Source organism: Streptomyces indicus (assembly GCF_900100315.1).
Lineage (GTDB): Bacteria > Actinomycetota > Actinomycetes > Streptomycetales > Streptomycetaceae > Streptomyces > Streptomyces indicus.
Genome location: NZ_FNFF01000006.1, coordinates 1 through 20,846, shown reverse-complemented (window position 1 = coordinate 20,846; position 20,846 = coordinate 1). Strand labels below are relative to the sequence as shown.

Genomic DNA, 20,846 nt, shown 5'->3' with positions numbered 1-20,846 from the left:
CCGTGCCAGACTGCGGGGCATGCGCAGCCTGTTCCCTGTGACCGAAGCGACAGTCGTCCCCGGCTCCGAGAAGGGAGCCGACGAGGCCCGTGAGCCGCGTTCCGACCAGGATCGCGAGCAGAGTTCCGGCCCGGTCCGTGAGCGGAGTTCCGCCGAGGACCGGGAGTGGAGCCTCGACGAGCTCGCCGACCGGTACGCGTACCCGCCGGGGGGAGACCCCTGGCTGCGCGCCAACATGGTGTCCACGCTGGACGGCGCGGCCCAGCACGACGGCCGCTCGCAGCCCATCTCCAGCGAGGCCGACATGCGGATCTTCGGCACGCTGCGGGCGCTCGCGGACGTGGTCCTGGTCGGTGCGGAAACGGTACGCCTGGAGGGGTACCGGCCCGCACGGGCCCGCGATGCCTTCGCCGCGCGCCGGGCGGCCGCCGGACAGGGCCCGGCCCCGGCGATCGCCATCGTCAGCGGCAGCCTGGACCTCGACTTCACCCTGCCCCTGTTCACCGAACCCCTGGTGCCCACGCTGATCCTCACGGGCGCCGAGGCCCCGGCCCACCGGGTGCGCGCCGCGGAGGACGCGGGCGCCAGGGTCCTGGTCGCCGGGGACACCGCCCGCGTGGACCCCGCCGCGGCCGTACGCGCGCTCGCGGACCTCGGCCTGACCCGGCTGCTCACCGAAGGCGGTCCGCAGCTGCTCGGGCAGCTGGTCGCGGCGGACGTCCTGGACGAGCTGTGCCTGACGGTCTCGCCCATGCTCACCGCGGGCGACGCGCAGCGGATCGGCGGCGGCCCCTGCGTCGAGGTGCCCAAGCGGCTGCACCTCGCGTCGCTCCTGGAAGAGGACGGGTTCCTGTTCTGCCGCTACCGTCGAAGCTGACAATCGGCGGAATCTGTCGTTCCGTTTCGTCTGCGCTGGGCACACTTAGACACGCAGACCCCGTGCGGGCACGGGGAAGGATGGTTTCCGCAGGGGCCGCGAGGCCCCCGAGGTTCCACAGGGGCCGCAAGGGTCCCGAAGGAGAAGGGCGCCGGACGTGTTCACGAGCGTATTGATGATCGAGAAGGCCCTGTCGGCCATCGACGTGGAGTTCGTCACGACCCTGCACGGAGACGACACGGTCTCCTTCGTCGTCCTCATGCAGCCGCGCGGTGACCAGGACCGGCTGCTGCGCGCCGTGGACGACGTGGCCCTGGGCGAGCTGGAGGAGGCCGTCCACGAAGGCGACGAGCCCGAGGGCAAGGACGCGGTCGGCCCCGCGCAGCAGGCGCTCGACCACTCCCTGGCGGCGCTGCGCGAGGCGGGCTGCGAGGCGGTCGGACATCTGGTCGAGGACCACCCCCTGGACGTCCTGACCGCGATCGCCGACGAGACGGGCGCGGACGAGGTCATCGTCCTGACGGCGCCGCACTACGTCGAGGAGTTCTTCCACCGCGACTGGGCCTCGCGGGCCCGTCACAAGGTCGGCGTCCCGGTGCTCAAGCTGTACGCGCACAACGAGTAGGCCGTACGTACGCGTAGGCCGTACGCGCGGAACGAGGCGCCCGTAGCCCGAGGGCGCGCTCCACATCCGGAGGCCGCACCCCGCATCCCGAAGTGGCGCCCCGGCCGTGCCGCACCGCGAGCCGGCCGGGGCGACACGGACCGTTGCTCAGCGCGCCCCCGCGCACCGCATAGGCTGGTCCCCGACTTGGAACGCGACCCTCGGGAGACCCGCATGACCCCCGGCATCCCCCCTGCCCTGGACCGACCGCACTTCATCGGCATCGGCGGCGCCGGAATGTCGGGCATCGCGAAGATCCTCACGCAGCGCGGCGCCCAGGTGGCCGGCAGCGACTCCAAGGCCTCGGCCACCACCGACGCCCTGCGCGCCCTCGGCGCCACGGTCCACCTCGGCCACGACGCCGCGCACCTGGCCGAGGACGCCAGCGCGATCGTGGTCTCCTCGGCGATCCGCGCCGACAACCCGGAGCTGGCCGCCGCCAAGGAGCGCGGCATCCCGGTCGTGCACCGCTCGGACGCGCTCGCCGCCCTCATGGACAACCTGCGCCCGATCGCGGTGGCCGGCACCCACGGCAAGACCACCACGACCTCGATGCTCGCGGTCGCGCTGTCCTCCCTCGGCCTGAACCCCTCGTACGCGATCGGCGGCGACCTGGACGCCCCCGGCTCCAACGCCGACCACGGCAGCGGCGAGATCTTCGTCGCCGAGGCGGACGAATCGGACCGCAGCTTCCACAAGTACGCCCCCGAGGTCGCGATCGTCCTCAACGTGGAGCTCGACCACCACGCCAACTACGCCTCGATGGACGAGATCTACGACTCCTTCGAGACCTTCGCGGGCAAGATCGTCCCCGGCGGCACCCTCGTGATCGCCGCCGACCAGTCCGGCGCCGTCGAACTCACCCGCCGCCTGCGCGACGTCTCCTCGCTCAACATCGTCACGTACGGCGAGTCCGAGGGCGCGGACGTCCGCATCCACAAGATCACCCCGCGCGGCCTGACCAGCGAGGTCACCGTCCTCATCGGCGGCAAGCTGCTCACCTTCACGGTGTCGGTCCCCGGCCGCCACTACGCGCACAACGCGGTCGCCGCCCTCGCCGCGGGCGTCGCGCTCGGCATCCCGGCCCACAACCTGGCCGCCGCCCTGAAGTCGTACACCGGAGTCAAGCGCCGCCTCCAGCTCAAGGGCGAGGCGGCCGGCGTCCAGGTCATCGACTCGTACGCGCACCACCCCACCGAGATGACCGCCGACCTGGAGGCCATGCGCGCGGCCGCCGCGGACTCCCGCATCCTGGTCCTCTACCAGCCCCACCTGTTCTCCCGCACCCAGGAACTGGGCACGGAGATGGGCCAGGCCCTCGCCCTCGCCGACTCCTCCGTCGTCCTCGACATCTACCCCGCCCGCGAGGACCCGATCCCGGGCGTGACCAGCGACCTGATCATCGACGCGGCCCGCACCGCCGGCGCCGACGTCGTCGCGGAGCACGACAAGGACAAGTCCGTCGCCGTGATCGCGGGAATGGCGAAGCCGGGCGATCTCGTTCTCACCATGGGCGCGGGCGACGTCACGGACCTGGGCCCGCGCATCCTGGACCACCTGTCCGGGGACACCGCCACCGCTGCCGAGTGAGGAGCCGAGGATCATGTCGTACGAGGTCGAAAAGCCGGACGAGCAGTGGCGCGCGGAGCTGACCCCGGCCGAGTACAAGGTCCTGCGCGAGGCGGGCACCGAGCCGGCCTTCATCGGTGAGTACACCGACACGAAGACCAAGGGCGTCTACTCCTGCCGCGCGTGCGGAGCCGAACTCTTCACGTCCGAGGAGAAGTTCGACTCCCACTGCGGCTGGCCGAGCTTCTACGACCCCAAGTCGACGGACGCCGTGGAACTCCTCGAGGACCGCTCCCACGGCATGGTCCGCACCGAGGTGCGCTGCGCCCGCTGCGGCTCGCACCTGGGACACGTCTTCGAGGGCGAGGGCTACCCGACGCCCACGGACCAGCGGTACTGCATCAACTCGATCTCGTTGCGGCTGGAACCGACGGAGGCCTGACGGCTTGCGCAGGTAAACGGGTGCCCCCACTCCGAGAGATCGGAGTGGGGGCACTTCGCGTTCCGCCGGCGGCATGGGATCCGGGGCGCCGGTCACCAGTCCGTGATCAGCGGCGTTCCCCCTTCGTACCGGCGCCACGCGTCCGTGAGGCGGGTCAGGCGTTCGGGGGCGGCGATGCCGCGGACCGTGGTGATGCGGCTTGCGGTGAGGTCGAAGGTGACTGCTCCGATGACCGTGTCGTCGGGGACGAAGAGGATGGCCGGGGCGCCGTTGAGGAGTGCGTAGTGGACGGCGGAGGGGCCGCCCGCGCGGCGCTGCTTCGCGCGCGTGGACTTGAAGCCCGCGCGTGCGATGGCGGCGATCCGCTCCGGGGTCTCGTAGCGCAGCAGCTTGTCGGTGAGGCCGGCGCCGTCGGAGATCGCGGTGGCGTCGTCGGTGAGCAGGGCCACCAGGCGTTCGGTGCGGCCCGAGACGGCCGCGAGCATGAACTCCTCGACGATCCTGCGTGCGGAGGCGGGGTCCGGCTCCGCGCCGGTGTGACGGCGGGCCGCGGTGATGCGGTTCCTGGCGCGGTGCAGGTGCTGCTGGCTTGCGGACTCGGAGATGCCGAGGATGTCGGCGATCTCGGCGTGGCTGTGGGCGAAGGCCTCGCGCAGCACGTACACGGCCCGCTCCTGCGGGGAGAGCCGTTCCATCAGGGTGAGCACGGCGAGCGAGACCGACTCGCGCTGCTCGAAGGTGTCGGCCGGGCCGAGCATCGGGTCGCCGTCGAGGAGCGGCTCGGGCAGCCAGGCGCCCATCGTGCGCTCGCGTCGGGCCTGTGCCGAACGCAGCCGGTCCAGGCACAGGTTCGTGACGACCTTGGTGAGCCAGGCCTCGGGCACCCGGATGCGGCCGCGGTCGGCGGCCTGCCAGTGCAGGAAGGCGTCCTGTACGGCGTCCTCGGCGTCGGCGGCGGAGCCGAGCAGGCGGTACGCCAGCGAGGCCAGCCGGGGGCGGCCGGCCTCGAACCGGTCCGTGTCGAAGCGGTCGACGGCGGTGCTGTCCACGGAGCTCACCCTAGGCGGCCGGCTGCCGCGCCGGGGGTTCGGTCGTCGGTTCCGGCCGGGTGGTGGGCGAGGCGACCAGCCGTCGCTTGCGCAGGGGCATGCCGAACGTGGGATGCGCCGTGCCCCACAGCGCGCCCTTCTCGATGACGGACTTGATCCGCGCGACCTTGCGACCACCCGCGTAGCGGGGCCTGGCCTGCGCCCGGCCGTCCACCGACTGCCAGATGGCGTCCTTCCGGCCGAGGCTGATCGCGTTGTACCGGTAGACGAGCTTGGCCTGCGCGACCTTGCGTCCGGTCAGGCTTCCCACGATCGCCTCGATGGCCTGCCGCCCGGTGTAGCCGGCCGAGCCGCAGGACATCGGCAGGGCCAGGCCGTTGTCGGCGACGGCGTGGACGCTGTCGCCGACCGCGTAGATGTCCGGGTGCGACAGCGACCGCATGGTGCGGTCGACGACGATCCGGCCTTCCTCGGTCACGTCGAGACCCGCCTCGGCCGCGACCGGGCCGACCGCGAAACCGGCCGTCCACACCGTCACATCGGCCGTGCGGACCGTGCCGTCGGCGCACGTCACCCGGCCCGCTTCGACGGCCTCGACCGCCGTGTGCTCCAGGACGGTGACGCCCAACCGCTCGCAGGCCCGGCGCAGATGGCCGCGCGCTCCTGCGGACAGCCGCGCGCCCAGCTCGCCGCGCGCGACCAGCGTCACCGACAGGCCGGACCTCGCCTCCGCGATCTCGGTGGCGGTCTCGATCCCCGTCAGCCCGTCCCCGACGACCAGGACGTCCCCGCCTTCGCCCCTGCGCTCAAGGCCGTCCAGGCGCTCGCGCAGCCGCAGCGCGGAGGGCCGGCCGGCGACGTCGAAGGCGTGCTCGGCCACACCGGGTACATGGTGGTCGGCGACCCGGCTGCCCAGCGCGTACACCAACGTGTCGTAGCCGAGCTGCGCGCCGCCTTCCGCATCGGCCACGTCGACCGTCCGGCGCGCGGGGTCGAGGCCGGTCACGCGGCCGATCCGCAGCCGGATTCCCGTACCCGCGAAGATCTCGGCGAGCTGAGGCGCCTCGATCTCCCGGCCCGCGGCCAGCTGGTTCAGACGCATCCGCTGGACGAAATACGGAACCGCGTTGACCACGGTGATCTCGGTGTCCGCGGGGGACAGCCGACGGGCCAGGTTCCCGGCCACGTAGGCCCCGGCGTAGCCCGCGCCCAGGACGACGATGCGGTGCCGGGCGCCGCCGCGGTCCTTCGTGCCGCTGTGCCGCCGCTCGCCGTTGCGCTGCTTCATGGGGTGCTCCCGTCGGATCGCTGTCTGCCTCGCGGATTGAGCGGGGCGGCCGGTCGATTCCTGACAGGGTGCGGCTGTGATCCAGGTCACGTGACGGGGGTCTTCGGTCGGGGTGCCACGCGATGCCGGGCGATATTCGCGTGAACCTTCGAGCCGGTGAGCGGCACAATCGCCGCATGCCGCGCACCGCCGACGACCTGCTCGCCGCTCTCGAACCCCTCGCCCATCCGCAGCGTCTGCGGCACCTGTCCCTGGCCGCGCGCTCGCTCGCGGCCGAAGGCGGGCTGCCGGAGGTGCTGGCCGAGCTGGACGGGCGGGGGCCGTACGAGCGGCGGCTCGCGGCGCTGGCCGCCCTCGTCGGGCGGCAGGCCGGGTTCCTGGAGGCCCGGCTGGCCGATCCCGACCGTGTGATCAGGGGGTATGCGCTGCGGGCCGCGCGGACTCTGCTGTCGGACGAGGCGATCGAGGCGGCGTACACCGACGCGAGCGCGGAGCAGCGGCGGCGGCTCGCCCAGGTCGTCATCGGCTCCGGGCGTACGGCGCCGGCCGAGCGTCTGGTGCCGCGGCTGCGCGAGGAATGGGGTGACGAGGAGGCCGCGCGGCTGCTGCCGGGCTGTTCCGCCGCGTTCGTGGCCGTACGGCTGCCCGAGCTCGCGCATGCGGTCACCTCGTGGACCGGCCTCGCCCGCCGCCATCCGGACCTGGTCATCGACCACGCCGCTCGTGAACTCGCCGCACAGAAGCAGCAGGTGCGGCGCGCGCAGTGGTGGGAGCTGCACGCGTCCGGGATCGCGGCCGCCGCCCCGCTGCGGCCCGAGCGGGTCCTGACGCTCCTCGAGGAGTACGGTCCCGCCGCCCTTCCCCCGCGCCTTCGGGACCAGTTGGGCGCGCTCATCGCAGCCGACGCGGAACGGACCGTCCGCTGGCTGCTCGCGCCCGAACGCGAGACGCAGCGCTACGAGCCCCTGTGGTCGCCGGGTCTGCTGCGCAAGCTCGTGCGCGCCGACCCGCCGTCCCTGACGGAGCTCGGCCGGCGGTGGCTGCTGCGTCCCGACCACCTGGCCGCGCTGCTCAAGGCGATGCCGCCGGGCCGCCGCGGCGCCTTCCTCGACGCCTGCCGCGCCACGGTCTCCCTCGGTGAACAGCCCACGCCCGAGGCCGTATTGGATCTCCTTCCGCGGGAACGGCAGCGGGCCGAGGCCCGCCACTGGGTCCCCAAGGGGCGTGCCGAGGACTGGTTCTGGGGCGATGTCCTGGAGACCCTCTCCTACGGTCCCCTGGACGAGGCGGAGCCCGAGCTGCTCGCCGCCCTGCGCCGGCCCGACGCGCAGGACCGCGCCCTGGTGTGGCCGCTGCTGATCGCCTGCGTCGGGCGCAGCGGTGACCGCGCCGCCATGACCGGGCTCCTGGAGCGGATGCGGGGGCTGCGCAACGAGCAGGATCCCGTACGGGCCAAAGCGCTCGGCGCGCTCGCCGGACTGCACCCGCGGCTGTTCGCCGCCGAGGACGTGGCGGCGCTCGACCGGATCCTGCTGGACGCCCTGGAAGCGCGGGACAGTTCGGCGGAGACCAGAACCGCTCTGCGCCGCCTCGCGGTCCGGCTGCTCGTCGAGCACGCGACCGCGGGAGGGGAAGAGGGCGCGGGGGAGGACGGCCGGCCCGCCCTGCTGGTCTGGGGGATGCGGGCGCTCGAGCGCCTGGCCGGGTACGCCGGGCTGTTCTCCTTCGGACGGCTTGACCGCACCCTGCGCCGGGGCCAGGAGCACGCGCTCTTCGCGACGCTGCGGCCCTGGCTCGAAGCGGCCGCCGACAAGGCGGAGTTCGGGCTGCTCTTCGCCCTGGCCGCCGCGCTCGGCGACCGGGCGCGCGCCATGCCCGCGCTGCAGTCCATGCTGGAGCAGGCGGTGACGTACGGATCCGACCGCGACGTCGCCACGGCCGCCCCGCTGTGGCTGGCCGACCCGGCAACACGGGACGAGCGGGCCGCCGCGATCCTGGCACGCGAGCCCTCAGCGGCCGTGCTCGGATCCGTCCAGGCGGTGCTGACCCGGCGGCGCACCGACCTCCTGGACGTCCTGCTCGGTGAACAGCCGCCGTACGGACGCTTCCTGACCGCCGGCAAGCGACGCCCCCTGCCCGGCTTCCACGACGCCGGACGCTGGCTGCCCCGCCAGCAGGAAGCGGCGGTCCGGCTGGCCGCCGAGGTCGTCGCGGACACCACACGGCCGGCCTCCGAGCGGGTGGCCGCACTGCGTGGCGCCGCACAAGTGCCGCTGTACGGACGCCAGTTGGCGCTGGCCCAGATCGATTCGGCGGAAACGGTCATCGCCGAGGCGGCCCTCGGTGCGCTGCCGTGGACCGACCGGCCCGAGGAGTCGCTGCCGCTGCTGCTCGCCCACGCCGGCGGCGACCGGGCGCGGGTCGCGGTGTACGCGGCCGGAGGGGTCGCGCGCTGCACGGCTCCCTCCGAGCTGAGCGTGCAGCTCGGCGAGGTGCTGTCCCCGGCGCGGGGCGCGAAGGTGACCAGCCGCAAGGAAGCCGTGCGGCTCGCGGCCCGCTTCCTGCCCGTACGGCAGGCAGTGGCGCTGTTGGCGGACGTGTTCCACGCACCGGACCAGCACCCCGACGTGCAGGCCGCCGTGGTCTCCGTACTGCCGCGCCTGCTCGGCGCGCCCGAGGCGTGGGATCTGCTCGGCGCGGCCGCGCAGGGCCCGCCGCAGGCGCAGCGGGCCGTCATCGGTCTGAGCCCCTGGGCACTGCCCGCGGCCCACCGGCCCCGCTACGCCCGGCTGGTCGGCGGGCTGTGCCGCAGTGCGGAGCGCGAGGTGGCGACGCGTGCGCTCAACTCCCTGCCCCAGTGGGCCGATGACGCCCCCGACGTCGTGACCCACCTCGGCCGAGCGGTCGCGGACCTGGAGGAGCGCACCAACTGGCGTACCGCCGCCTGGGCGTTGGGGAGCCTGGCCGTCTCCGCACTGCCCCATCCGGCAGGCGGCGTGGCCGAAGGAAGCCTGCTCCACTCGACGGTGGCCGAGCTCCTGGAGGCCGTGCGAAGCGGCGCGTACGAGGCGCAGGCGGACCGGGACCTGCCGGCCCGCCGACGGCTGATCTCCCTTGTGGAGGGGCTGCCCGCGGAACCCGTCGCACTGGTGCGGCCCGTACTGGAGTCGCTGGCAGGTCAACTGGCCGGTGAGCCCTCCCTGGGGGATCTGCGCGCGGGAATCCTCCGGCGCCTGGTGGACCTGCGCGCCGACCTGCCCGAACTCATGGCCCGCCTGACGGCGCTCGCGGACGCCGTGGACGGCCGCCCGGTGCTCGCCGCCGAGCAGGCCAGGCACCTCAACCACCCTTCCCCGTACGGCACTCCGCTCGCCCCGCAGGAGAGCGCACTGGCCGCGGCCCGGTACCTCGCGGAGGACGGCCGGACCACCACCGGTCTGCTGGCCGCCGGACTCGTGGCCACGCTCGGGCAGCGGCTCTCCTGGCCCGAGGAATGGCGGGCGCTGCTGCGGCAGTTGCGGCGGCACGGGGACGCGGATGTGCGGCACTTGGCGTACGGGACGACGACCGGGCAGGAGTGACGCAAGGGGCGCCCTCGACCGCGCGCTCCCGACCGCGTCCCGGTTGGCCGTGGGCGGCTGCCCGGGCCTCCCTAGCCGTGGTCAGGGCCGTCCGTGGGCTCCCTCACGGGCGCCGACGTACGAAAACGCGCCCGGTACGCCGAGGGCGTCACTCCCAGGTGGCGCAGGAAGGCGCGGCGGAGGGTCTCGTCGCTGCCGAGGCCGCTCAGGCGGGCCGCCGAGGTGACCGATGCGCCGCTGTCCAGGAGGTGTTGGGCGGCTTCCAGGCGGATCGACTCCACGTGCCCGGCCGGGGGCTGGCCGATCTGTTCGTTGAACAGGCGGGTGAGGTGGCGGGCGCTGAGGCCGGCCCTGCGGGCCAGTTCCGGCAGTGAGTGATCCGCCGCAGGGTCCGCCGCGATGGACTGCACCAGCGACGCGAGCGCGTCGTGGCGGGGCGGCGGGGTGCGGGACGCGACGGAGAACTGGGACTGCCCGCCGGGCCGTTGGAGGTAGACGACCAGGTCGCGCGCCACTTCGCGGGCCAGTCCGGCGCCCTCGTCCGCCTCGACCAGGGCCAGGGCCAGATCGAGTCCCGCGCTGACGCCCGCCGAGGTGTAGGTGCGGCCGTCCCGGACGAAGATGGCGTCGCCGTCCACGTCGATGTCGGGATGGCGGTGCGCCAACGTGGTGGCGTACCGCCAGTGCGTCGCCGCCCGCCGGCCCTTCAGCAGGCCCGCCTCGGCCAGCGCGAAGGCGCCCGTGCAGACGGAGGCCGTGCGCCAACTGCGGCCGTGCAGGGTGCGGAGGGTCTCCAGGAGGCCGGGCGGGATCCGGTGCGGCAGGCCGGGGGAGCCGGGCACGAGCAGAGTGTGGACATGGCCCGCCTCGGCTTCGGCCGGGTCGGTGAGCAGGCGGGTGCCGGCCGAGGTGGTGACCTCGCCGCCGGACGGGGACAGCAGGCGCACGGTGTAGCGGGCCCCCAGGACGGTTGCCGTGCTGAACACCTCGAGCGGGGCGGTGACATCGAGCAGGCGTACGCCGTCGTAGGCGAGGACGGCGATGGTGCGGGGGTGCCGGGACGGACGTGTCTCCGCGCCCGAACGCGTCCGCGCCTCCGCGTCCGCACGCGTCCGTGCTCCGGCAGTCGTGCCCCTGTTCCGGTCCATGCCGCGAGGGTACCGCCGACCCATGTCCATATGTGTGGGATACCTGTCCGGATGGACATGGCGGCTCCCTGACCAGGAGCGGCAGGCTGATGCCGTACCGAAGACCACGGACGATGAGCAGGAGCACGCCATGACGACCCGTATCGCCGGAATCGAGATCCCCGACAGCGCGCTCGCGAAGGAGGCGGACGAGCTCGTCCGCGACACCGCCGGGCCGCTCCTGTACGACCACTCCCGCCGCGTCCACCTCTTCGGCGCCTTGCGCGGCCGGCGGCGGGCACTCGCCTTCGACCCCGAACTCCTCTACGTGGCGGCCCTGTTCCACGACCTTGGCCTCACCGCGCAGTACGCGGACTCGCAGCAGCGCTTCGAGCTCGACGGGGCCGACGCGGCCCGGGACTTCCTGCTGCGGCACGGCCTCGGCGCCGAGCAGGCCCGGATCGCCTGGACCGCCGTCGCCCTGCACACCACGCCGGAGATCCCGTACCGCATGGAACCCGAAGTGGCGCTGGTGACCGCGGGGGTCGAACACGACGTCCTGGGCCTCGGGTTCGACGAGATCACCGACGCGCAGCGGGCCGCCGTCGTGGCCGCGCATCCGCGTCCCGACTTCAAGCGGCGGATCCTTGAAGCCTTCACGGAGGGCATCGCCCACCGCCCCGGCACCGCGTTCGGCAACGTGAAGGCCGATGTGCTGGCCCGCTTCTCGCCCGGCTTCGTCCGTACGGACTTCGTCTCCGTCATCGAGGACTCGCCGTGGCCCGAGTGACCGCCGCCCCGCCCCGTATCCGTACGACCCTCCCACCCGATCGCTCAGGAAAGGACGCACCCATGTCCAACTCTCAAGTCAGGCCCCCCGTACCGCCGTTCACACACGCCGACGCCCTCGCCAAGGTGCAGGCCGCCGAGGACGCGTGGAACACCCGCGACCCCGACCGCGTGGCGCTCGCGTACACCGAGGACTCGGTCTGGCGCAATCGCGACACCTTCGTCACCGGCCGGCAGCAGATCCGGGAGTTCCTCGCCGGCAAGTGGCGCAGGGAGCTCGACTACGCGCTGCGCAAGGAGCTGTGGTCGTACGGGGACGACCGGATCGCCGTCCGCTTCCAGTACGAGTGGCGCGACGCGGACGGCGGGTACTGGCGGTCGTACGGCAACGAGTTGTGGGAGTTCGCCGCGGACGGGCTGATGCGGCGGCGCGAGGCGAGCATCAACGACGTGCCGATCAAGGCGGAGGAACGGCGCATTCTCGGACCGCGGTTGCCGGAGGAGCGCGGGGTGTTGTTGCCGCTCGCCTGAGCGGTCGGCGGCGGAATCCTCACCCGAACCAGTGACGGTCGAAGTGGCGGGCCAGCGAGAAGAGAGCACGCGGGTCGGTGAGGAGGCGGTGGAGGCAGGCGGATGCCGAGGCGGCCATCGGCTCGAACTCCCTGAAGTCGTCCTCGGTGGCCAGGACGGGCCAGTGGTCGGGGTCCGGGTCGTTCATGTGCCAGTAGAACGTGCCGTGTTCGCTGCCGGCCCATGACAGCAGGGCCTTGCCGGGAGTGTCGGCGCAGGCGGCGCGGACCTCGGTGAGCGTGGTGTGCCATTCCACCCGGGCGTCGGACCCCTTGGAATCGTGTACGGACAGGAAGTGCCCCGTCGGCCAGGGGCCGTCCTGCCGTGGCAGGTCGAGCGAGACGAAGTAGTCGAACTGGCCGGGCCCCAAGATCTCCACCAGCTGCTTGTAGTCCTGCGGCAGCCGAGTTCCGAGGCGTGCCTCCGCCTCCGACCAGTCCACGGGGTAAGTGGGATCCATGGTCCGGCCCGTCAGCTCGACGACGCGCTCCACGTACGAGGCCTCGGGCGAGGTGGGGTCGTAGGGCTCGGCCGGTGCGACGCGTTCGGCGACCGCCACGAAAGGACGGCCTTGCACCGTCCGGCCGGCCCCGATCCAGGAGCGTCCGCAGGACCAGACGTGCAGGACGTCGACTTCGAGACCGTCCACCACGGGGAGCAGCGGCGCCCCTGTCCGGTCGTCCGCCGCGGGGTCCGGCCCGCCGTCGAGGATCACCGTACGGAGGCGGCCGTAGCGTGCGCCGAGCGATTCCACCAACTCGGCCAGGTCCAGGTCCGGATCACCGACCAGAGGAGGCGACGGCGGGGTGGCACGTGCCGCATACGCGACGAGATCGTCGAGCGAGGGGTGCATGGCCGGTTCGTGCATCGCGGGGCGGGCCTCCGGGCGGGGGAGCCTGCGGCTCCCGTCGAGGGTACGGACGCTTGATACAGCGCCACCCGCGCCTCTCGTGTCACCCCACGGCCCCACTCCGCCCGCTGCCCGGCGTCAGGAACCGTCCGTGTCCTCCAGCCGCGCCGCGATGTCCTGGCGGGACCCGACGCCGAGTTTCGCCAGGATGTGTTCGACATGGACGTCGATGGTGCGTTTGGACAGCACCAAGTGTTCGGCGATCTCGCGGTTGCTGAGGCCCTGGGCGACGAGCTGGGCGACTTCGCGTTCGCGTGGGGTGAGGGGCTTTTGGCGCTTGCCCGCGGGGAGTTCGGCGATGGCGCCGCCTCCCGCGCTGGCCCGTTCGATGACGGCGGCGAGCGGGTGGGTGGCCCCCTCGTGCCAGCGGGCTTCGAAGCGCTCGTCGGTCAGGGAGCCGCGGAGTTCGCGTTCGATCTCCTGGTGCCGTTGCTCCATGACAGGGTTGCCGATCAGGCGTCCGCCCAGCCGGTTCCACTGCGTGTCGGCCGCTCCCAGGAGCCAGGCGGCGCTCTCGTGGCGTCCGGTGCGGGTGGCGATCCACGCCAGGTTCTCCAAGTTGCAGGCGGCGCCCAGGACATCGCCCATGCGGGTCCCGAGCCGCAGGGCGGTGACGGCCGCGGTCGTGGCGCCGGGATACTCGGCGAGTTCGTACCGGGCCAGGCTCTGCACGTAGAGGGTGGTGGCGTGCAGCCATCCCGGTTCCAGGCCGTGCTCGTCCAACCGCCGCAGGTTGCGCTCCATGGTCTCCAGGGCCTTGCGGGCGTCCCCGACGGCCACCTCGATGAACCCTTGCTGCGCCTCCAGCGTCACCGCCGAGCTCAGGTCGGCGGCCGCGCGCAGGATCGCGGTTCCGCGCTCCGCGGCGGCATAGGCCTCCTGGACCTTGCCCACCGTGGCCGCGGAGATGTGCATCACCTGGTGCGCCCGCCCGGTGAGTGCGGGGTCGTCGACCGCCGTGGCGATCGCCATCGCCTCCTCGGCCATGCCGTACGACGCGGCATCGGCCTGTGAGGCGGCCAGATACGCGTTCGTCGAGAGCACCCAGGCCCGCTCCGAGGTGCCCGGCGCGAGGTGCTCGGCGACCCGGTAGCACCAGTAACGGCCCTCTGTGGCCCGGCCCGAGATGAACCAGTACATCCACAGCGACCGGGCCAGGAGCGCGGCCTGCTGGTACCGGCCCGCGTCGAGCGCGTTCTCCAGGGCCCGGCGCAGTTGACCGTCCTGGTGGCGCAGGGTGGTGAAGCGGGCGAGCTGGCCCGCGGAGTCGAAGTCCCGGTCGAAGATACGGGCCAGCTCCGTGTAGTAGACGCCGTGCCCCTCCCGCAGGGTGTCCGTGGTGCCGGCCGAGCGTGCCAGCTCGGCCCCGTACTCACGGATCATGTCGAGCATCCGGTACCACTCGCCGTCCCGGATGAGCACGCTTTTGTCCACCAGGCCCGCGAGGGACTCGACCAGCTCGGCCGGGTCCAGGATCCCGCCGGCGCACACGTACTGCGCGGCCTCGAAGTCGAAGGGGCCCGAGAACACCGAAAGCCGTTCCCACAGCACCTGTTCGGCCTGGGTGCACAGGCCGAAGCTCCAGTCGATGGCCGCGCGTAAGGTCTCGTGCCGCGGGGTGCCGCCGCGCAGCCGCGCGAGCAGCGGCACCCCGTTCGCGAAGTGCTCGATCAGCACGGACAGTGGCAGCGCGCGCAGCCGTACCGCGGCGAGCTCGATGGCGAGCGGCATTCCGTCCAGGGAGCGGCACAGCCTGGTCGCCAGCTCCCGGACCTCCTCGTCCACCACCAGGCCGGGCACGGCGGCCTGGGCCCGGCTGACGAACAGTTCCACGGCGTCGCCGCCGTCCGCCTGTACGGGCAGCGGCCCGACACTGAACACGTACTCGCCGGACACGTTGAGGGACTGCCGGCTCGTGGCCAGGACGGTGACGCCGCCCGCGTGCCGCAGCAGGGCCTGCGCCAGCTCGGCACAGGCGTCCACCAGGTGCTCGCAGGTGTCGAGGACCAGCAGGGAGTTGCCGGTCTGGAGACGGCGGACGACCGCGTCCAACGCGGACACCGCGTCGCCCTGCGCGAGCCCGAGCGCGCTCGCCACGGTGTGCGGAAGCAGGGCCGGGTCGGTGAGTGCGGACAGCTCCACCCAGAACGCGCCGTGCCCGTGCGTGTCACGGAACCGCCGGGCGGCCCGCAGCGCAAGCCGTGTCTTGCCGACCCCGCCGGGCCCGGTGACGGTCACGAGCCGCGACTGGCCCAACGCGGCCTCCAGGGCGCCCAGTTCACCGCCACGGCCCACGAAATCGGTCGCCTCCAGCGGCAGGCCCCCCATGGGGCCCACACCCGGCTCCTGCGTCACGCGCCACTCCTCGGTCGGTTCCGGAACCGGCCCGGGCGCCGTACGGCACGCCCCAACTCACCAGTTCCGCACCCATTTTGGATGCGTGCATGCGTCCAGTCGTACGGAACGGCACAACTTCGGCCCAGCGTCCACACAACTGTGGCCCCGACCGGGGAGTTGCCCCGGTCAGGGCCACAGCGTTCAACCGGTGAGCCTCGGCTCATACGGCTGCGGTGAACTCAGGCGCGTACGGCCGTGGTGAGCTCAGGCGCGGACGTCGAACCGGTCCAGGTCCATGACCTTGGCCCAGGCGGCGACGAAGTCGCGCACGAACTTCTCCTTGGCGTCGTCGCTCGCGTACACCTCGGCGAGGGCACGGAGCTCGGAGTTCGAGCCGAAGACCAGGTCGGCGCGGGTGCCGGTCCACTTGACCGCACCGGAGGCGTCGCGGGCCTCGAACTCGTCCTGCGCGGAGGAGGTGGACTTCCAGGTGACGTCCATGTCCAGCAGGTTGGCGAAGAAGTCGTTGCTCAGCGTGCCGACCTTGTCGGTGAACACACCGTGCTTCGAACCGCCCGTGTTCGCACCGAGGACGCGCAGACCGCCGACGAGCACGGTCATCTCCGGGGCGGACAGGGTCAGCAGGTTGGCGCGGTCGAGCAGCAGGTACTCGGCCGGCAGGCGCTGGCCCTTGCCGACGTAGTTGCGGAAGCCGTCGTACTGCGGCTCCAGGGCGGCGAAGGACTCGACGTCCGTCTGCTCCTGCGAGGCGTCGACACGGCCCGGCGTGAACGGGACCTCGACCTCGAAGCCGCCGTCCTTCGCGGCCTGCTCGACGGCCGCGGTGCCCGCGAGCACGATCAGGTCGGCAATCGAGACCGGCTTGCCGAAGGAGGACTGGATGCCCTCCAGGACCCGCAGGACCTGGGCGAGCTCGTCCGGGTTGTTGACGGCCCAGCCGCGCTGCGGCTCCAGGCGGATGCGGCCGCCGTTGGCGCCACCGCGCTTGTCGCTGCCGCGGAAGGAGGCGGCGGCGGCCCAGGCGGCACCGACCAGCTGCGAGACCGTGAGGTCCGAGGCGAGGATCTGCTCCTTGAGCGCGGCGATGTCCGCGGCCTCCAGGGCCGGGCCCTGCTGCGCCGGCAGCGGGTCCTGCCAGATGAGCTCCTCGGAGGGGACCTCCGGGCCGAGGTAGCGGACGACCGGGCCCATGTCACGGTGCGTCAGCTTGAACCAGGCGCGGGCGAAGGCGTCCGCGAACTCGTCCGGGTTCTCGTAGAAGCGGCGCGAGATCTGCTCGTAGACCGGGTCGAAGCGCAGCGACAGGTCGGTGGTGAGCATCTGAGGCTTGTGCTTCTTGTTCGGGTCGTGGGCGTCCGGAATGATCTCCGGGGCGTCCTTGGCGACCCACTGGTGCGCACCGGCCGGGCTCTGCGTGAGCTCGTACTCGTACTCGAAGAGGTGCTTGAAGAAGTCGTGGCCCCACTTCGCGGGCGTCGTGGTCCAGGTGACCTCGAGGCCGGAGGTGATCGCGTCCCCGCCCTTGCCCGTGCCGTACGTGGAGGCCCAGCCCAGGCCCTGCTGCTCGATGGAGGCGCCCTCGGGGTCGGCGCCCACGTTGTCCGCGGGGCCTGCGCCGTGGGTCTTGCCGAAGGTGTGGCCACCGGCGATGAGGGCGACGGTCTCCTCGTCGTTCATCGCCATGCGGCGGAAGGTCTCACGGATGTCGCGGGCCGCGGCGACCGGGTCCGGGTTGCCGTTGGGGCCCTCGGGGTTGACGTAGATGAGGCCCATCTGCACGGCGCCGAGCGGGGACTCCAGCTCGCGGTCGCCGGTGTAGCGCTCGTCGTCCAGCCAGACCTTCTCGGGACCCCAGTAGACGTCCTCCTCCGACTCCCAGACGTCCTCGCGGCCGCCGGCGAAGCCGAAGGTCTTGAAGCCCATGGTCTCCAGCGCGACGTTGCCGGTGAGGATCATGAGGTCGGCCCAGGAGATCGCCTGGCCGTACTTCTTCTTGACGGGCCACAGGAGGCGGCGGGCCTTGTCCAGGTTGCCGTTGTCCGGCCAGGAGTTGAGCGGCGCGAAGCGCTGCTGGCCGGCGCCCGCACCACCGCGGCCGTCGCTGATGCGGTACGTGCCGGCGGAGTGCCAGGCCATACGGATCATGAGCGGGCCGTAGTTGCCGAAGTCGGCGGGCCACCAGTCCTGCGAGGTGGTGAGCACCTCCGCGATGTCGCGCTTGACCGCGGCCAGGTCGAGGTTGTTGAAGGCCTCGGCGTAGTCGAACTCCTCACCGAGCGGGTTCGCCACCGCGGGGTTCTTCGCCAGGATCTTCAGGTTCAGCCGCTCCGGCCACCACTGCCGGTTGCCGCCACCCTGGGTGGGGTGGAGTGCGCGCTCACCGTGCGCTACGGGGCAGCCCCCGGTGGGCGCAACGACTTCGTTGTTCTCGGACATGGAAATCCCTCCGGACGGGGCGGATCGCGGTGCTCAAGTCCTGCATAGGTCCTGCATCGGTCCTGCATACGAGCTGAGCTCTGGGTACTGCGTAAGAACTGTCCAAGCGGAACAGCCGGCGAGAGGCGGCGCCACGCTGGTGGCCCCCGTACTCTCCGCCGAACTGGAACCTTCCTGGTCACTTGGCTCTCGTCGAGCCTGATCCTACAATGGACAGAGTCCAAGTCAAGAAACACGCTAAACCTTGCACAGCTGTTTGTCCTGCCGGCCTGGCTGCACCGACTGAGAAGAATGGTGATCCGAGATGAGCGACCTCCTGGAGCGACTGCGTGGCCGCGGCTGGCGGATGACCTCGCAGCGACGAGTCGTGGCGGAGGTGCTCGACGGCGAGCATGTGCATCTGACCGCGGACGAGGTCCACGTCAGGGCGGCGGCCAAGCTGCCCGAGATCTCGCGCGCGACGGTCTACAACACCCTCGGCGAGCTGGTCTCGCTCGGTGAGGTGATCGAGGTCTCCACGGACGGCCGCGCCAAGCGCTACGACCCCAACGCACACCGGCCGCACCAGCACCTCGTGTGCTCGGGCTGCGGCGCGATCCGCGACGTCCGCCCGCAGGGCAACCCGCTCTCGGACCTGCCGGCCGAGGAGCGCTACGGCTTCACGGTCGAGGCGGTGGAGGTCACGTACCGCGGGGTGTGCCCGTCCTGCTCGGCCTGAGCCGGGTCCGGGCGGTCACAGGACCTTGCTGTGGTCACAGGACCTTGTTGCGTACGAGCACGGAGAGGATCAGCGCACCCGGCAGCAGCGGCAGCCAGCCGCTGATCAGGCGGTAGCCGATCACCGCGGCCGTGGCCAGCGTCATCGGGGTACCGAACACGACCAGCGTGAACACCAGCGCCGCGTCCACCGGCCCTATCCCGCCGGGCGCCGGCACCGCACCCACCATCGCGCTGGCCGCGAGGTGTGCGAAGACCAGATGCGTCCACGGCAGCGGGATGCCGAGCGAGGCGCCGACCGCGGCGAGCGTCGCGGCCTGGAGCAGCGGCAGCGCGGCCGCGCCGCCCCACAGCGCCAGCGCCCGGCTCGGCCTGCTGTGCAGCAGCCGCGCGTCCGTGAGCGCCGTACCGAGGAAGGTCATCAAAGGCCGGCGCAGCGGACGCACCACCTTGAACACCACCACCGCGGCCACGAGCCCGGCGGCCGCACAGCCGAGGACGACCAGGAGGGTCTCGCCGCTCGGCAGCAGCTGCCCGACGGGCAGCGTGTCGGGGAACGCCAGCAGGAACGCGAGGATCAGGGCGAACTTCGCCACCGGCTTGACCAGCGAGTACAGCGCGATCGACGCGGTGGCCCGGGGCAGCGGGATGCCGCGCCCCTGGAGGAACCGCAGCGTGACGGCGTGCCCGCCGAGCCCCGCCGGCACCACGTGGTTGGCGGCGCAGGCCGCGAACTGGGAGGCGAGCAGCTGGCCCGGAGGCAGCCGCTCGGGGATCGCGCCCTGCCGGATGAACGAGGCGCTCACGCTGCTCAGCGCGGTGAAGGCCACGGCGACGAGCAGCCACCACGGGTCGGCGGACGCGAGGCGCGCGGTGCCGTCGCGCACGGACTCCCAGTCGAGAGCGGCCCAGATCCCGATGAGGACGACGGGCAGCACGCTGAGCACGAGCCGGGTCTGCCGGCCGCCGAGGGGGAGCCGCTTCAGGCGGGCGGTGACAGCGGTGACGGTGACGGCGGCGGGTTCGCCGGAGTCGGGCCGTGCGGGTGACAGCGGGTCGGCGGATGCGGGGAGCGGGGCGGCCGCGGAGGGCCCGGGAGCGGACAGCTCCGATGGTCTGAGCGGGGACACGGCGCACGCATTCCTTCCGCGTCGTGCCCGCTCGGAGGGGACTTCCGGGCGCGGGCCGGTCGGACAGTGAGAGGTGGGGTCGGGTACAGGGTTCCCGTTTTGAGGTGTTCCCATCCTTGATGACGAATCGGTGTCTCGTAGCGGAATAGTCACTTCTGTACGGCGGACCGTCAATTGTCCGTCCGTGCCCGGACCTTCACCGGGTCATCCCTGCGGGTGACTGCGGCGCGGCGGCGCAGGAACGGTTGCCCCGCTGGGCGATCTTCTTTTCCGTCACCGAGCCGTGCGCTGTGAAGGAGTGCGATGTCCGACCGTCCGGCTGCCCTGGCCCGCCGCTGCAGAGCCCTCACCGAGGCCCGTTGGTTCGCCGTCGTCGTGATGACGTTGATCCTGGTCAACGCCGTACTGCTGGGCCTCGAGACCTACTCGGGATTCGCCGCCGAATGGCAGTCCGCGCTCCGCATCGCCGAGCACCTCTGCCTCGCCGGATTCACCGTCGAGATCCTGCTGCGGATGGCCGCGCACGCGGACCGGCCGCGGGACTTCTTCCGCGACCCCTGGAACGTTTTCGATCTCCTCGTGGTCGGCTGCGCCTTCCTGCCGGTTGTGAGCGAGAACACCACGCTCCTGCGGCTGCTGCGCCTGGCGCGCGTGCTGCGCACGGCGCGCTTCCTGCCGCAGCTGCGGGTCGTCATGGTGGCGGTCGCGCGCAGCGTGCCCGGCACGCTCAGCTTCCTGCTCGTGGGCGGGCTGCTCCTCTACGTGTACGCGATGGTCGGCTGGCTCTTCTTCCGCGAGGCCGACCCCGGCCACTTCGGCTCGCTCGGCCGCGCGCTGCTCACCCTGCTCCTCCTGATGACCCTCGACGGCCTCGGGGACGCGGTGCGCGCGGGCCTCGAGTTCTCGCGCTGGACGCTGCTCTATTACGGGGCGTACGTGGTGATGGCCTCGTTCGTCCTCGTCAACGTGCTGATCGGCGTGGTCATCAGCTCGCTGGAGGAGGCGAAGGAGTTGGAGCAGCAGGGGGAGGAGGAGGCGCGGGAGAGGGCGGCGCGGGGGCGAGGTGCGAGGCAGGAGGACGCGTCGGGTGCGCGGGGTGCGGGGGATGCGTGGGAGCGGGAGGAGCAGGAGGAGCGGGAGATTCCCGCGCTGCGGATGCGGATTGTGGCGGCGCGGCAGGCGCTGGACGAACTGGAGCAGAGTCTGCCGGGTGGCCGGGGCTGAGCTCGCCGTGTCGTCGGGGGCGCTTGATCGTTTGACGTGATCGGTGCGGTCGGTGCGGTCGGTGCGGTCGGTGCGGTCGGTGCGGTCGGTGCGGTCGGTGCGGTCGGTGCGGTCG

The 20,846-nt window shown here is 72.4% G+C and carries 16 protein-coding genes; 9 read left to right on the top strand and 7 right to left on the bottom strand.

Annotated features, from left to right (window positions below):
• The first annotated feature begins 19 nt into the window (after window positions 1-19).
• From BLT97_RS16925 to msrB, 4 genes are all read left to right on the top strand, one after another.
• On the top strand, window positions 20-877 hold the full coding sequence (locus BLT97_RS16925; RefSeq protein WP_093610986.1) for a pyrimidine reductase family protein: 858 nt from the start codon (window positions 20-22) through the stop codon (window positions 875-877).
• 157 nt (window positions 878-1,034) lie between these two features.
• Window positions 1,035-1,502: an indole-3-glycerol phosphate synthase gene (locus tag BLT97_RS16920; protein ID WP_093610984.1), complete on the top strand. Its 468-nt coding sequence runs from the start codon at window positions 1,035-1,037 to the stop codon at window positions 1,500-1,502.
• A gap of 213 nt (window positions 1,503-1,715) precedes the next feature.
• Complete coding sequence (gene murC, locus BLT97_RS16915; RefSeq protein ID WP_093610982.1) at window positions 1,716-3,131, top strand: UDP-N-acetylmuramate--L-alanine ligase; 1,416 nt, start codon at window positions 1,716-1,718, stop codon at window positions 3,129-3,131.
• A 13-nt stretch (window positions 3,132-3,144) separates the two neighbouring features.
• Complete coding sequence (gene msrB / locus BLT97_RS16910; RefSeq protein ID WP_093610980.1) at window positions 3,145-3,552, top strand: peptide-methionine (R)-S-oxide reductase MsrB; 408 nt, start codon at window positions 3,145-3,147, stop codon at window positions 3,550-3,552.
• 92 nt (window positions 3,553-3,644) lie between these two features.
• Here the strand turns inward: msrB and BLT97_RS16905 are convergent, their stop codons facing one another.
• Together BLT97_RS16905 and BLT97_RS16900 are read right to left on the bottom strand one after the other, a co-directional pair.
• Window positions 3,645-4,601 (bottom strand): sigma-70 family RNA polymerase sigma factor, encoded by a 957-nt coding sequence (locus BLT97_RS16905; RefSeq protein ID WP_176953795.1) that lies wholly within the window; start codon window positions 4,599-4,601, stop codon window positions 3,645-3,647.
• A gap of 10 nt (window positions 4,602-4,611) precedes the next feature.
• Entirely contained in the window at window positions 4,612-5,889 is a 1,278-nt protein-coding gene (locus BLT97_RS16900; protein WP_093610976.1) for an NAD(P)/FAD-dependent oxidoreductase, read from the bottom strand.
• A gap of 176 nt (window positions 5,890-6,065) precedes the next feature.
• Between BLT97_RS16900 and BLT97_RS16895 the strand changes: the two genes are divergently transcribed.
• On the top strand, window positions 6,066-9,470 hold the full coding sequence (locus BLT97_RS16895; RefSeq protein ID WP_093610974.1) for a hypothetical protein: 3,405 nt from the start codon (window positions 6,066-6,068) through the stop codon (window positions 9,468-9,470).
• 71 nt (window positions 9,471-9,541) lie between these two features.
• Here the strand turns inward: BLT97_RS16895 and BLT97_RS16890 are convergent, their stop codons facing one another.
• Window positions 9,542-10,618 (bottom strand): GlxA family transcriptional regulator, encoded by a 1,077-nt coding sequence (locus BLT97_RS16890; protein WP_093610972.1) that lies wholly within the window; start codon window positions 10,616-10,618, stop codon window positions 9,542-9,544.
• Between the two features lie 130 nt (window positions 10,619-10,748).
• Between BLT97_RS16890 and BLT97_RS16885 the strand changes: the two genes are divergently transcribed.
• The gene (locus BLT97_RS16885; RefSeq protein ID WP_093610970.1) at window positions 10,749-11,387 is read left to right on the top strand and encodes an HD domain-containing protein; all 639 of its coding nucleotides are present in this window, start codon (window positions 10,749-10,751) and stop codon (window positions 11,385-11,387) included.
• Between the two features lie 62 nt (window positions 11,388-11,449).
• Complete coding sequence (locus tag BLT97_RS16880) at window positions 11,450-11,917, top strand: nuclear transport factor 2 family protein (protein WP_093610968.1); 468 nt, start codon at window positions 11,450-11,452, stop codon at window positions 11,915-11,917.
• Window positions 11,918-11,936: 19 nt separating this feature from the next.
• On the opposite strand, the gene BLT97_RS16875 is transcribed toward BLT97_RS16880, so the two are convergent.
• From BLT97_RS16875 to katG, 3 genes are all read right to left on the bottom strand, one after another.
• Entirely contained in the window at window positions 11,937-12,824 is an 888-nt protein-coding gene (locus BLT97_RS16875; protein WP_093610966.1) for an SMI1/KNR4 family protein, read from the bottom strand.
• Between the two features lie 120 nt (window positions 12,825-12,944).
• Window positions 12,945-15,221: an ATP-binding protein gene (locus BLT97_RS16870; RefSeq protein ID WP_093610964.1), complete on the bottom strand. Its 2,277-nt coding sequence runs from the start codon at window positions 15,219-15,221 to the stop codon at window positions 12,945-12,947.
• 246 nt (window positions 15,222-15,467) lie between these two features.
• Complete coding sequence (gene katG, locus BLT97_RS16865; RefSeq protein ID WP_093610962.1) at window positions 15,468-17,660, bottom strand: catalase/peroxidase HPI; 2,193 nt, start codon at window positions 17,658-17,660, stop codon at window positions 15,468-15,470.
• A gap of 304 nt (window positions 17,661-17,964) precedes the next feature.
• Here katG and BLT97_RS16860 point away from each other — a divergent pair, with 304 nt between their 5' ends.
• Window positions 17,965-18,378, top strand: a complete 414-nt coding sequence (locus BLT97_RS16860; protein WP_093610960.1) for a Fur family transcriptional regulator — start codon at window positions 17,965-17,967, stop codon at window positions 18,376-18,378.
• A gap of 34 nt (window positions 18,379-18,412) precedes the next feature.
• Here BLT97_RS16860 and BLT97_RS16855 read toward each other — a convergent pair whose 3' ends face one another.
• Window positions 18,413-19,507 (bottom strand): lysylphosphatidylglycerol synthase transmembrane domain-containing protein, encoded by a 1,095-nt coding sequence (locus tag BLT97_RS16855; RefSeq protein WP_245769379.1) that lies wholly within the window; start codon window positions 19,505-19,507, stop codon window positions 18,413-18,415.
• Between the two features lie 303 nt (window positions 19,508-19,810).
• Between BLT97_RS16855 and BLT97_RS16850 the strand changes: the two genes are divergently transcribed.
• The gene (locus BLT97_RS16850; RefSeq protein ID WP_093610956.1) at window positions 19,811-20,731 is read left to right on the top strand and encodes an ion transporter; all 921 of its coding nucleotides are present in this window, start codon (window positions 19,811-19,813) and stop codon (window positions 20,729-20,731) included.
• Window positions 20,732-20,846 lie beyond the last annotated feature (115 nt).

What these genes read in the sequence shown, in the direction of transcription:
- BLT97_RS16925 (WP_093610986.1), top strand. Translation starts at nt 20, where the DNA reads ATGCGCAGCCTGTTCCCTGTGACCGAAGCGACAGTCGTCCCCGGCTCC.
- murC (WP_093610982.1), top strand. Translation starts at nt 1,716, where the DNA reads ATGACCCCCGGCATCCCCCCTGCCCTGGACCGACCGCACTTCATCGGC.
- msrB (WP_093610980.1), top strand. Translation starts at nt 3,145, where the DNA reads ATGTCGTACGAGGTCGAAAAGCCGGACGAGCAGTGGCGCGCGGAGCTG.
- BLT97_RS16900 (WP_093610976.1), bottom strand. Translation starts at nt 5,889, where the DNA reads ATGAAGCAGCGCAACGGCGAGCGGCGGCACAGCGGCACGAAGGACCGC.
- BLT97_RS16895 (WP_093610974.1), top strand. Translation starts at nt 6,066, where the DNA reads ATGCCGCGCACCGCCGACGACCTGCTCGCCGCTCTCGAACCCCTCGCC.
- BLT97_RS16890 (WP_093610972.1), bottom strand. Translation starts at nt 10,618, where the DNA reads ATGGACCGGAACAGGGGCACGACTGCCGGAGCACGGACGCGTGCGGAC.
- BLT97_RS16885 (WP_093610970.1), top strand. Translation starts at nt 10,749, where the DNA reads ATGACGACCCGTATCGCCGGAATCGAGATCCCCGACAGCGCGCTCGCG.
- BLT97_RS16880 (WP_093610968.1), top strand. Translation starts at nt 11,450, where the DNA reads ATGTCCAACTCTCAAGTCAGGCCCCCCGTACCGCCGTTCACACACGCC.
- BLT97_RS16875 (WP_093610966.1), bottom strand. Translation starts at nt 12,824, where the DNA reads ATGCACGAACCGGCCATGCACCCCTCGCTCGACGATCTCGTCGCGTAT.
- katG (WP_093610962.1), bottom strand. Translation starts at nt 17,660, where the DNA reads ATGTCCGAGAACAACGAAGTCGTTGCGCCCACCGGGGGCTGCCCCGTA.
- BLT97_RS16860 (WP_093610960.1), top strand. Translation starts at nt 17,965, where the DNA reads ATGAGCGACCTCCTGGAGCGACTGCGTGGCCGCGGCTGGCGGATGACC.
- BLT97_RS16850 (WP_093610956.1), top strand. Translation starts at nt 19,811, where the DNA reads ATGTCCGACCGTCCGGCTGCCCTGGCCCGCCGCTGCAGAGCCCTCACC.